This window comes from Shinella agrisoli (assembly GCF_046557955.1).
Classification (GTDB): domain Bacteria; phylum Pseudomonadota; class Alphaproteobacteria; order Rhizobiales; family Rhizobiaceae; genus Shinella.
Window position 1 is genome coordinate 83572 of sequence record NZ_JBJIEP010000019.1, and the last position, 11724, is coordinate 95295.

General features: G+C 63.5%; 10 protein-coding genes. 7 read left to right on the forward strand and 3 right to left on the reverse strand.

What is annotated here, in order from left to right:
- Positions 1 to 14: 14 nt before the first annotated feature.
- Together ACIIOY_RS19640 and pstS are read right to left on the reverse strand one after the other, a co-directional pair.
- Entirely contained in the window at positions 15 to 1748 is a 1734-nt protein-coding gene (locus tag ACIIOY_RS19640; RefSeq protein WP_411036363.1) for a Na/Pi cotransporter family protein, read from the reverse strand.
- 58 nt (positions 1749 to 1806) lie between these two features.
- Positions 1807 to 2814 carry a phosphate ABC transporter substrate-binding protein PstS gene (gene pstS / locus ACIIOY_RS19645; protein ID WP_411036364.1) on the reverse strand — a complete coding sequence of 336 codons (1008 nt, stop codon included), beginning with the start codon at positions 2812 to 2814 and terminating at the stop codon, positions 1807 to 1809.
- 362 nt (positions 2815 to 3176) lie between these two features.
- On the opposite strand from pstS, the gene ACIIOY_RS19650 reads away from it, so the two are divergent.
- From ACIIOY_RS19650 to ACIIOY_RS19665, 4 genes are all read left to right on the forward strand, one after another.
- Positions 3177 to 3983 (forward strand): 3-hydroxybutyrate dehydrogenase, encoded by an 807-nt coding sequence (locus tag ACIIOY_RS19650; protein WP_411036365.1) that lies wholly within the window; start codon positions 3177 to 3179, stop codon positions 3981 to 3983.
- Between the two features lie 40 nt (positions 3984 to 4023).
- The gene (locus ACIIOY_RS19655) at positions 4024 to 4767 is read left to right on the forward strand and encodes an acetoacetate decarboxylase (RefSeq protein ID WP_411036366.1); all 744 of its coding nucleotides are present in this window, start codon (positions 4024 to 4026) and stop codon (positions 4765 to 4767) included.
- 11 nt (positions 4768 to 4778) lie between these two features.
- Positions 4779 to 5951 carry a patatin-like phospholipase family protein gene (locus tag ACIIOY_RS19660; protein ID WP_411036367.1) on the forward strand — a complete coding sequence of 391 codons (1173 nt, stop codon included), beginning with the start codon at positions 4779 to 4781 and terminating at the stop codon, positions 5949 to 5951.
- Between the two features lie 193 nt (positions 5952 to 6144).
- Positions 6145 to 6426 (forward strand): hypothetical protein, encoded by a 282-nt coding sequence (locus ACIIOY_RS19665; RefSeq protein ID WP_411036368.1) that lies wholly within the window; start codon positions 6145 to 6147, stop codon positions 6424 to 6426.
- A 380-nt stretch (positions 6427 to 6806) separates the two neighbouring features.
- Here ACIIOY_RS19665 and ACIIOY_RS19670 read toward each other — a convergent pair whose 3' ends face one another.
- Complete coding sequence (locus tag ACIIOY_RS19670; protein ID WP_411036369.1) at positions 6807 to 8216, reverse strand: aminotransferase-like domain-containing protein; 1410 nt, start codon at positions 8214 to 8216, stop codon at positions 6807 to 6809.
- A 105-nt stretch (positions 8217 to 8321) separates the two neighbouring features.
- On the opposite strand from ACIIOY_RS19670, the gene ACIIOY_RS19675 reads away from it, so the two are divergent.
- From ACIIOY_RS19675 to ACIIOY_RS19685, 3 genes are read left to right on the forward strand one after another with little or no spacing between them, the layout of a single operon-like run.
- On the forward strand, positions 8322 to 9641 hold the full coding sequence (locus ACIIOY_RS19675; RefSeq protein ID WP_411036370.1) for a hydroxymethylglutaryl-CoA reductase, degradative: 1320 nt from the start codon (positions 8322 to 8324) through the stop codon (positions 9639 to 9641).
- 5 nt (positions 9642 to 9646) lie between these two features.
- The gene (locus ACIIOY_RS19680; RefSeq protein ID WP_411036371.1) at positions 9647 to 10660 is read left to right on the forward strand and encodes an ABC transporter permease; all 1014 of its coding nucleotides are present in this window, start codon (positions 9647 to 9649) and stop codon (positions 10658 to 10660) included.
- Positions 10661 to 10697: 37 nt separating this feature from the next.
- Positions 10698 to 11711 (forward strand): sugar ABC transporter substrate-binding protein, encoded by a 1014-nt coding sequence (locus ACIIOY_RS19685; RefSeq protein WP_411036372.1) that lies wholly within the window; start codon positions 10698 to 10700, stop codon positions 11709 to 11711.
- The last annotated feature ends 13 nt before the right edge of the window (positions 11712 to 11724 follow it).

Consider the following 11724-nt stretch of genomic DNA (forward strand, 5'->3'; position numbering starts at 1 on the left):
GACGACGGGGTCGATCATTCGGCCGGTACCGGGCTGAGGCCGCCGTCGTCGAGCGGCCGTTCCCGCTTCTCCGTTCGGGCGGCGGCGCGGGCCAGAACGGTCTGGCGGTTCACGGACTTGCGCTCGGCGTCGATACGGCGGATCAGCAGCTCGGCCCGCTCTATGGAACCGAGAAGCGCGAGAATCGTGCCCCGCTCGCCGGCACCGGCATTCGGCCCGAGCGCCAGCGTGCGGGCGCGCAGTTCCTCCACCTCGGGGAAGCTGACATGCCCCGCCGGCATTCTCGGATCGGGAATGCCGTGATCGGGCATGATCGCACCCAGCGACGCATCGAGCTTGTCGAGCGCCAGGTCCACGATGGCCTGTGCCTGCGAGGAGAATTTCTCACGCTTCACGCGGCGGGCAACCTGATGCATCTGTTCCGTCAGCGCGGCGGTGAAGTCTGCCTCCTCGATCAGGCTGGCGATCAGATCCAACTGTTCGTAAGGCAGGTCCTCCTTCATGAGGTTCGCCGTGTAGGCGCGGATGTCCCGGCTGAGGATGTCCGTCGCGAGGTAGTGCTCGCCCGGATCGGACGGTGCCTTCTTGTCGCCGCGGGCGATGTCGAGGAACACCGCGCCGGCCTGGAGGTGACGGGCGGTCTCCTGCTGGATCGCCGGCACCGCGCGCGCGAAATCGTTCGCGACTTCGCTGCTGAGGAATTTCGGGGTCGAATAGTCCTCGATATCCTCGGCCGAGCTATGGCCGATGCGCGACAGGACGCGCTCGAACACCCCGACGAAGGGGAACAGGAGCGCAGTGTTGAAGATGTTGAACACCGTCGAATAGAGGCCGACGGCCACCGGCACCAGCGGGAAGGTCTCCTTGCCGTCGACGACGACCGGCACACCCGGGTCGCCCAAGCCGAAAGCCTGCATGCCCCATTGCAGGATGCTGATCGACACGAAGAACAGCGGAACGGTGATGCACACGCCGATGATGTTGAAGGAGATATGGGCGTAGGCCGCGCGCTTGGCGTTCCTGGAAAGGTTGAGCGAGGCCATCCAGGAGGTGATGGTGGTGCCGAGGTCGGCGCCCAGCGAGAAGGCGACCGCCGTGGTCCAGTCTACGACACCGGCCGCGCCAAGGCCCATGACGATGCCGATGGTGGCGGAAGAAGAGTGGATCATCGCCGTGACGCCGGCCGCGATGAGCACGCATTTCAGCAGGTTGCCGTAGGAGTCGGCCTTGAGCGTCTGCAGCAGCTCCATCACCTCAGGCATGTTGCGCAGCGGCTTCAGGCCGCCGGTCATCAGGTTGAGGCCGTAGAAGATCAGCGCGAAGCCCATGCAGGCGAGCGCGATATTGCGCACCTTTTCGCTCTTGGCGAAGCAGTAGACCAGAGCGAAAATGCCGGCGAAGACCAGCCCGAGCGGCCCCAGCGGCAATGCGATCAGACCGTTGCCGAGCGTGGTGCCGATATTCGCGCCCATGATGACGCTGATCGCGGGCCTGAGCGCCACGACGCCGGCATTGACGAGGCCGACCACCATGACGGTCATCGCCGTCGAGGACTGGATGACGCCCGTGATGAGCGTTCCGGCCATCACGCCCTTGATCGGCGTGCCGGCAGCCTTCGCGAGGAACGCGCGCATGCGGTTGACGGAGAGGGCCTGGATGCCGTTGGCCATGAATTCGAGGCCCAGCATGAAGATGCCGAGGCCACCGATCACCGGCACGAGGATGTCCTTGAAGATATCTATTTCCATGGGAGAACTCATTTCTGATGGAATAATTGCTCTGATGGAATTGCGTCGTCGCCGGGGTTCAGTTGTTCACGGAGCCGAGATTTGCGGTCCAGTACGCTTCGACCTTTTCGGCCAGCGCCGGCGGGACGGGGACGTAGCCGAGGGCGCTCGCCTCGTCCCCGCCATGGCGGAAGGCGAGACGGAAAAGGTCCAGCACCCGGTGGATGCGCCCCATGCCGCGGTCCTTCGGCACGACGGCATAGGTGACGACCGTCATCGGATAGGCTTTTTCGCCCGTAGGGCCGGTCGTGACGCCGAGAGAACCTGTCGCGGAGTCCCAGGCGAAAGCCTCGAGGCCGGCCTGGAAGCTTTCCGCGGCCGGCTGAACGAAAGCGCCAGCGTGGTTCTGCAGCGCAGCGTAGGGAAGGCCGAGGCGGACGACCTGGCCATATTCAAGATAGGCGATGCTGTTCTCCGTCGCCGCCGCCAGGTTGGCAAGGCCGCCGGTGCCCTTTTCGCCTTTGCCGCGCGGCCATTCGACCAGCGTGGCCGCGCCTATCTTCTGCGCCCATTCCGGGCTGGCCTTGGCCAGAAAACTCGTAAAGGCGAGGGTCGAGCCCGAGCCGTCCTCGCGGTGCAGCACTTCGATCGCGGCGTCCGGCAGCGCAACCTCCGGGTTCAGTGCCTTGATGGCCGGGTCGGACCATTTCGTCACCTTGCCGAGATAGATATCGGCGATGACGGGGCCCGACAGCCTGAGTTCACCGCCACCGATCCCCTCGATATTGGCCACCAGCACGATACCGCCCATGACGATGGGAAACTGGGTCAGACCGCGCTTGTGAAGCTCTTCCGCCGACAGCGGCGCATCCGTCGCGGCGAAATCCACCTCGGGCTGGGCAAGGCGCATGATGCCGGCAAGCGAGCCCACCGGCTCGTAATCGACCCGCCAGTCCGGAGACGTATAATCGCCGCCTTCCGTACGCGCCGCCTCATACTGGCGCGACCAATGATGAATGACGGGGGCAGCGAACGTCGAGCCGGCGCCCAGAATGGGATCGGCATGGGCAGCAAGACTGAATGCCACGGTCAAGAGTCCGGCGAGGCCGGCCAAGCCTATCGCCTTACGCGAGGCTGTACGGACGCGAGAGAAGAATGATCTCATGCTGGACTCCATTGGGGTATGACGAGCATGGCCCGGATCCGGCCGGCTCTCCATGATCATCGGCGCGTTGAGCCACGCCGGATACGGAAGTCGTTCAACTGTCGGCCGCTATACTTTCGATTGCGTCGTAACCGGCTAAATTAACAAGGGCGTGACATGGGCGGCGGCTGGGCAATCGCAGTCAATGCGATCGCACCGAGCAGGATCGCTCTGTCATCTCCGTGAAATGTCGATGTGCTCCAGATCACGCGAAGACGGCCCCGCCTGCGACCGTGGAGAATCCGATGAACGACGCGCCCCCGCAGAAAGCCCTCACCGACCGAACCGCCATCGTCACCGGCTCCACGAGCGGCATCGGCCTTGCCATCGCCCGGCGCTTTGCCGCCGCCGGCGCGAACATCGTCATCAACGGTCTGGGCGATGCCGCCGCCATCGAGGCGGAACGCGCAGGCATCGAAACGGATTTCGGCGTGCGCTGCCTCTATTCGCCGGCCAACATGCTCTCCGGTGCCGAAATCGGCGGGATGGTGCAGCTTGCGCTCGACAGCTTCGGCGGTTGCGACATCCTCGTCAACAATGCCGGCATCCAGCATGTCGCGCCGATCGAGGAATTCCCGGACGAGAAATGGGAGGCGATCATTCAGATCAACCTGGTCGCCGCTTTCCATTCCATCAAGGCCGCCCTTCCCGCGATGAAGCAGCGCGGCTTCGGCCGCATCGTCAACCTCGCTTCGGCCCACGCGCTCGTCGCCTCGCCCTACAAATCCGCCTATGTGGCAGCCAAGCACGGCATCGCCGGCTTGACGAAAACCGTAGCACTCGAAACAGCCACGGACGGCATCACCGTCAATGCCATCTGCCCCGGCTATGTCTGGACACCTCTCGTCGAGAAGCAAATTCCGGACACGATGGCAGCGCGCGGCCTCAGCAAGGAGGAGGTCATCCGCGACGTTCTTCTGGAGGCACAGCCGACCAAGCAATTCGTGACGGTCGAGCAGGTTGCTGGCCTCGCCCTCTACCTTGCCGGCGAGGAAGCAGCCTCCATGACCGGCGCCATCCTCTCGCTCGATGGCGGCTGGACGGCGCATTGAGCGCCGGCCTACCGATTTCTCCTTCCTGGGAACGAAAAACATGAAAGCCGCCGATGTCCGCAATGCCTACGCCATGCCGCTGACCAACCCCGCCTATCCGCCGGGGCCGTATCGCTTCATCGACCGGGAATACGTCATCATCAGCTACCGCACCGATCCGGACGCCTTGCGGGCGGTCGTGCCGGAACCGCTGGAGATTGTCGATCCCATCGTCAAGTACGAGTTCATCAAGATGCCGGATTCGGCCGGCTTCGGCGACTACACCGAATCCGGCCAGGTGATCCCCGTCCGTTTCGAGGGCGAGGAGGGCGTCTACGTGCACGCTATGTATCTCGACGACGACGCACCGATCGCCGGCGGGCGGGAAATCTGGGGCTTTCCGAAGAAGCTCGCCTATCCCAAGCTCGCGCATGAGGGCGAAGTGATCGTGGGCACGCTCCATTACGGCTCCGTGCTCTGCACCATCGCGACCATGGGCTACAAGCACCGGCCGGCCGATCCCGCCGAAGTGGCTCATTCGCTCGGCAAGTCGAACTTCCTTGTCAAGATCATCCCGCATGTCGACGCGAAGCCGCGCATCTGCGAGCTGGTGCGCTACCATCTTGAGGATATCGTCGTGAAGGGCGCCTGGACGGGACCGGCCGACCTCCAGCTCTTTCGCCATGTCGTCGCCGACGTCGCCCGCCTGCCGGTCCTGGAGATCGTCTCGGCGGTGCATTTCGTCGCCGACCTCACGCTGGGGCTCGGCGAGGTCGTGCACGACTACATGGGCGAAACGGACTGAGGAGCGCAGCCATGGACGAGCAGGCCGTGTCGAAACCGAAGCGCAGATCCGAAACGCCCGACATCGCCGATCTCCTGTCTGCCTACCAGTCGGTCGGCCTGGTCTTGCAGGGCGGCGGCGCGCTCGGCGCCTACCAGGCCGGCGTCTTCCAGGCCCTCGACGAGGCGGGCATCGAAGCGAACTGGCTCTCCGGCGTCTCGATCGGCGCGGTGAATGCCGCGATCATCGCCGGCAACACGAAAGGCAACCGTCTCGACCGTCTGCGCAACTTCTGGGAGACGATCTCGCGCCGCAAGATCTGGCACTTCACGCCGGAAGGCGACATCTTCCGCAAGCTGCGCAACCAGGCCAGTTCGCTGATGACGATGACGGCAGGCATTCCCGGCTTCTTCACGCCCCACCGGATCAATCCCTGGTTCCAGTTTCCGGGCGCGGCGGAAGCGACCAGCTTCTACGACACGTCCGAGTTGAGGGAAACGCTCGACCGCCTGATCGACTGGGACGTGCTCAACGACCGCCGCCATCGGCTCAGTGTCGGCGCGGTGAATGTCAGCACCGGCAACTACCGCTATTTCGACAGCCATATCGAGGCTTTGGGGCCGGAGCACATCATGGCCTCGGGCGCGCTGCCGCCCGCCTTCCCCGCCGTGCTCATCGAGAACGAATACTACTGGGACGGCGGCATCGTCTCCAATACGCCCCTGCAATACCTGCTGGAGCAGGAGAGCGTGCACGATACGCTGGTCTTCCAGGTCGACCTCTTCAGCGCACGCGGCATCCTGCCGCGCGACATGGCCGATGTGCTCGCCCGGCACAAGGATATCATGTATTCCAGCCGGACGCGGAACAACACGGACACGTTCCGGCGCATGCACAACCTGCGCCTGAAGCTGCACCAGGCCCTGCTGCGCGTGCCGCCGGAGGCACTGACGCAGGACGACCGGAGCTTCCTCGCCGCCATGGAGGACGTGCCGCAGATCAACATCGTCCACCTCATCTACCAGCAGAAGGTCTATGAGAGCGACGCCAAGGATTACGAATTCTCCGGCACGTCCATGCGCGAGCATTGGGATTCCGGCTATCAGGACACGAGGAAGACCCTGAAGCATCGCCGCTGGCTGGAGAAGCCGCCGGAATCGATCGGCATGACCGTGCACGACGTCCACCGCGACGACCCGAGCTGACTTCCACGGCATATACTGAATATGCCGCCGGGGATTGACGTCTCCGGCGGGAACGTCCTGTCCGCCTGGGAGATCCGGAGCAGCTTTTAAATTCCAGCTGAAATCATATCACCTGATTGCCGTCAAACCTTCATCCCGAATTCGCATTCCAACGATTTCATGTCCTCGCCAACCCCTAGACAGAGGATTAGCCATGGAAGCCGAACGCGAGATCGAAAAGGAATATTCCGTCACGGAATTCGTTGCGGAGCTCCGCCGGCTGGCGGACGTGCTGGAATCGAGCGAAGGCTACTCGATCCGGCTCGACGACGAGGAGGTCGTCGTTCCGCAGGACGCCATCGCTTCGATCGCCTACGAAATCGAGGAAGGCCACGCCGAAATCGAGTTTCAGCTGAGCTGGGAAACCGGCGAAGCCGAAGGCAGCGACGATGATGACGGCGAGCACGAAGACGAAGCCGAAGGCGCTGCCGCCTGAACCGGCACAACGCTGGAAACATGACAGCCGGATGGCATCGTCGCAAGACCGCCATCCGGCCACTCTCCGGCATACCGGCGAGCGGCGTAAATCCCCCCATTCGTTCCTGCAGGACAATTGATTTCGGAAGCGCTGCGGGACATGCTTTTCGTGCGCGCGAATCCATCCTGCACATATTGGCCGAGGAAGCCGATTGGCTGGATCGCCACCTGAAGGCCGCGGAGTGATCGCCGGTACGATCCCCACGGTCTGGCGGGAAATTTATCTACGGCTTCTTCCGCGCATCCACGCCGAAATTGACGCACGGCTTCATCAACGGCACCGGCTGCCGCACAGGGGCCTCACGGTACCCTAATTCTCGAACATCCTGATTGGACCACTTAAAGTGCGCGCAATAGGAAATCGTAGAATCTGGGTTCGTCGGCACGCGAAACGTTGATGCGAATACCCCTTGCAAGGGGATTCTGCTTGTCGATGCAGAAAACGCTGCCCGGCGCGATGAAAATGCTCTCCTTTGCACCCTCGCGCGCAAGGTCGATGTCGTTCGCGCCGGGCGGCAAGAGCAGATACTGGTAGTAGCCGCCGATCGTGTCGCAAAAGGTCCGCCAGCCGGCCTGGTGCAACTTGCCCTGCACACGCAGCGAGGCCGCCTCGATCCGCTGCCAGAGCCGCTTGAGATGGCGGTCGTAGTGACCGTCGGACATGAGGCTGTGCAACAATCGCTCGACATGGCCCGAGCTGTTGACCGTGGTGAGCATCTTGAGCTCCGCCAGCGCCGAGATGCGATCCGACCGCGCCACGATGAAGCCGGAGCGCAAGCTGGCCGACAGCGTCTTTGCGAACGTACCGACCGAAATCACGTTGTTCAATTGGTCCAGCGTCGCCAGCCGGTGCGCCGAAGCCAGCGGAAGATCGGCAAAGGGGTCGTCCTCGACGATGGTCAGGTTGTGCCGGCTCGCGGCCGTGAGGATTGCATGCGCCACCGGCAGCGTGATCGAGCCGCCGGTCGGATTGTGTCCCAGCGACTGGGTGAAGAACAGCTTCGGCCGCTCCGCTGCGAGCTTGGCGGTAAAATCGGCGACGTCGGGACCGTCCGGCGTGCGGCGCACGCTGACCATGCGGACCTGCGCCAGCGCGAGCTTGGCAAACAGCGGATAGTAGCCGGGATCATCGACGAGAACGGTGTCGCCGGCCGAAAGCATGCTTCGGATGACCAGATCGAGAGCATGGTTGGCGCCGAAGGTCATCAAAACATTGTCGTCGCGTGCCGCTATCTGCCGCACAGCGAGCCGCCGGACGATCTGCTGCCGCAAGGGCAGGAAGCCGAGCGCGGATCCGTAGGCATCCGCATCCGCCGGCAGCGCGCGGCCGTAGGAACCGAGGTGCCGCCTGATTTCCGACTGCTCCGTCCAGGAGGGCGGCGGCCGGCCGTCGCCGACCCGGATCTGGAAGCTCTGCTCCAGTTGCGCGCTGAGCAGAGAGGCGATGTCGACCGCTTCGGCCACATGCTTCAGACGCTGCGCGCCATCCGTCTCCGGCGTATGGACGACGACGAAGCCTGACCCCTTTCGTGCCGCGACCAGACCCGAGGCGACCAGCCGGTCGTAGGCTTCCACGACCGTGTTCTTGGAGACGCCCAGCACGTCCGCCGCCTTGCGGATCGACAGCAGGCGGCTGCCGGCCGGCAGGGCACCGGAAGCGATCTCCTCCCGCAGCCTCTCGACGACCGTTTCCGCCAACGTGACTCCCTTGGAGCTTGGTCCACCTTTGGCTGTCAGGATGTCCTCCAATGGGTACAGTTACAGACAATTTTTTAAAACCGTACCTTTTCATCACGCTATCAAGCCGATCATAAATCGTTCAAGAGGATTTTGTATTTCGCTTGGGAGGCGGCTTTGGCCGAAGTGAACCGAGGCGCAGCGCGCCCGTCCATCAACTCGCGCCTGGAGAACATGCGCAACCTTTCGCCCGCCGAACGACTTGCGCGGGTTGCGGATGCGGTGTCGCTTGCCGATACGGATACGCAGACCTTCAGCCATGCCGGACTTCCCCTTGTCCTTGCCAACGGCATGATCGAGAACGTCATCGGCACGTTCGAATTGCCGATCGGCATCGCCACCAATTTCACCGTCAACGGCCGGGACTACCTGGTGCCCATGGCGGTGGAGGAGCCCTCCGTCGTCGCCGCCGCCTCCTTCATGGCGCGCACCGCCCGCAAGTGCGGCGGCTTTCAAACATCAAGCACCGGTCCAATTATGCGCGCCCAGGTGCAAGTGCTGGAAATATCCGATCCCCATGCCGCAAGGGCAAGGGTGCTGCGTGAACGCGAAGCGATCATGGCGACGGCCAATGCCCGCGACAAGGTGCTGATCTCGCTTGGCGGCGGTTGCCGTGACATCGAGGTGCATATCTTCGAGGACACCCTCGTCGGCCCGATGCTGGCCGTGCATCTTCTCGTCGATGTGCGCGATGCCATGGGCGCGAACACGGTCAACACCATGGCCGAGACCGTGGCGCCCCTCATCGAAACCATCACGGGTGGCACCGTGCGCCTTCGCATCCTGTCCAATTATGCCGACCTCCGGCTGGCGCGCGCCATGGTGTCGCTGACGCCGGATGCACTGAAGACCGAGGAATATTCCGGCGAACGCATCGCCCGCGGCATCGTCGAGGCCTGCGCCTTCGCCCTTGTCGACCCCTATCGCGCGGCGACCCACAACAAGGGCATCATGAACGGCATCGACCCCATCGTGGTCGCCACCGGCAACGATTGGCGCGCCATCGAGGCCGGCGCCCATGTCTGGGCGGCCCGTTCGGGCCGCTATACGTCGCTGACCCGCTGGGAGATGGACGCAAAGGGCAATCTCGTCGGAACGCTTGAGATGCCGATGGCGCTCGGCCTCGTCGGCGGCGCGACAAAAACCCATCCCACCGCCCGTGCAGCGCTGAAGATCCTCGGCGTCGAGACCGCGCAGGAACTGGCGGAGGTCACCGTCGCCGTCGGCCTCGCCCAGAACATGGCGGCCCTCCGCGCACTGGCGACCGAAGGGATACAGAAGGGCCACATGGCGCTGCATGCACGCAACATCGCCATCGTGGCAGGCGCCGCGGGCGAGGAGATCGAAACGATCGCAGAAGCCCTTGCCGCCAATCACGACGTGCGTGTCGACCGTGCCAAGGAAATGTTGGACTCCCTGCGCAACGGCAAGAGCTGAGAGCGATGAACAAACCTGCCGCCAGCGACGAAGCCCGCCCTCCGCTCCGGATGCACCTCCTGCGCAGCCAGGAAGGCGTCGTCTTCGTGCTGGCGCTTCTCGCCTTCGTACTCTTTTCCGTGCTGCTGCCGAGCTTCCTCAGCCCCGGCAACCTGCTCGTGCTCATCCGCAGCGTCTCGATCCTCGGCATCCTCGCGCTCGGCATGGCGCTGGTGGTGATCGCGCGCGGCATCGACGTGTCGATGATCGCGATCATGGTCGTTTCGGTTTCCTGGGCCTTCGTCATCACGCGGGCTGGCTATTCCTTCGAATTCGCCCTGCTCATCGGGGCGGCCTTTGCGATCCTTGCCGGGATCACGATCGGCGCTCTGATCGCCTTCGGCGACGTGCCGCCGATCTTCGCGACGCTCGCGGCCGGATCCGTGATCTACGGCACGGGCCGCACTTTCTTCTTCACGCTGGAAATGCAGAACGTCCCGCCGGACACCGATTGGTTCAGCGTCATCGGCCAGGGCAGCGTTCTCGGCATCCCGGTGACGATCATCGGATTCGCCGGCCTCTGCGTGCTCTTTCATGTCCTGCTGACCTACACGCGCTTCGGCTGGATGATCTATGCGATGGGCAACAATCCGAACGCCGCGCGCATCACCGGCGTCCCCTTCCGGCCGATGGTGGTCGCGCAATATGCGATCAGCGCCTTCGTCGCATACATCGCCGGCCTGATCCTGTCGTCCTCGGCAGCCGCCATCAACGCGCGGCTTTTCAACTCGACGATGATCTACGACATCCTGCTCGTCGTCGTCCTTGGCGGCATCGGTCTCAATGGCGGCCACGGCAGCGTGCGCAACGTCATTCTCGGTACCGTCTTCGTCGGCATCCTGCTGAACGGCATGACCATCATGAACATCGACTACACGATTCAGAACCTCGTCAAGGGCGTGGTCCTGCTGCTGGCGATCGTCGCCGACTCCATCGTCAATCCGCGCGACGAACAGACGTCGCAACAGGGAGACCTGTAACCGCACCGCTAGACCGTGTTCGAACTGGGAGGAGAACATGAAAACCGCATTCCTGAAGACAATCGCATGCGCGAGCGCCATTCTCGTTGCCGGGATCCCGGCGGCGGCACAGGACAAGGGCCTCGAAAACCCGCGCAGCACGAGCTTTCACACCGTACTGAAGGGCAAGAAGGTTGCCTTTGTGCCGCTTTCCATGGGTTTCGACCTGACCGAGGGCTGGGCCGCGCAGATGCGCAAGCAGGCCGACCGTCTCGGCTACCAGTTCGAGATTCGGGACCCGGCCTGGAGCACGGATGCCGGCACCAAGGCCATCCAGTCGCTGATATCGGAAAAGCCTGACCTGATGGTGATCCACAACCCGGACATCCAGTCCTACGCCCGTCTCCTGAAGCAGGCGCAGGCGGCCGGCATCAAGATCGTCCAGATCAATCTCGAATCCAACACCACGACCGATTCCTATGTCGGCGCCGACTGGACCGAGATCGGCCGCAAGGCCGCCGAGGCGATCGTCGAGAAATGCGACGCAGGCAAGGGCATCTCGACCAAGGTCGCGATCGACACCGGCGTGCCGACGGCGGCCTCCGACGTGTTCCAGCTCGACGGCATCTACAAGGTGCTGGACGCGCATCCGGACATAGAGGTCGTCTCCCAGCAGGCGACGGAATACAACCCTGAGAAGGCCCGCTCGATCATGGCGACGGTGCTCCAGCAGCATCCGGATCTGTGCGGCGCCATCGGCATCTGGGACAACCAGGACACCGGCACGGCCTCGGCGATCAAGGAAGCGGGCAAGAGCGACCAGGTCTTCCTCGTCACCTCGGGCGGCGGCAACCGGGTCGGCTGCGAAAACGTGGAGAAGGGTCTCTTCAACCTCTACATCAGCTACAACGTTCCCCTGCAAGGCGATCTCCTGAATCAGGAAATCGTTCGTCTGCTGACGTCCGAAAGCCCTGCGGGCGAGACCAAGACCATGTACTTCAATCCGCTGACCCTGATCACCAAGGCCAATGTCAACCAGCGCAATTGCTGGACTCTGGAAGAACTGAACTGAGGCAATCAAGGCC

Coding starts and splice junctions, on each gene's coding strand:
- ACIIOY_RS19665 (WP_411036368.1), top strand. CDS start 6,145: ATGGAAGCCGAACGCGAGATCGAAAAGGAATATTCCGTCACGGAATTC.
- ACIIOY_RS19680 (WP_411036371.1), top strand. CDS start 9,647: ATGAACAAACCTGCCGCCAGCGACGAAGCCCGCCCTCCGCTCCGGATG.
- ACIIOY_RS19655 (WP_411036366.1), top strand. CDS start 4,024: ATGAAAGCCGCCGATGTCCGCAATGCCTACGCCATGCCGCTGACCAAC.
- ACIIOY_RS19650 (WP_411036365.1), top strand. CDS start 3,177: ATGAACGACGCGCCCCCGCAGAAAGCCCTCACCGACCGAACCGCCATC.
- ACIIOY_RS19685 (WP_411036372.1), top strand. CDS start 10,698: ATGAAAACCGCATTCCTGAAGACAATCGCATGCGCGAGCGCCATTCTC.
- ACIIOY_RS19660 (WP_411036367.1), top strand. CDS start 4,779: ATGGACGAGCAGGCCGTGTCGAAACCGAAGCGCAGATCCGAAACGCCC.
- ACIIOY_RS19640 (WP_411036363.1), bottom strand. CDS start 1,748: ATGGAAATAGATATCTTCAAGGACATCCTCGTGCCGGTGATCGGTGGC.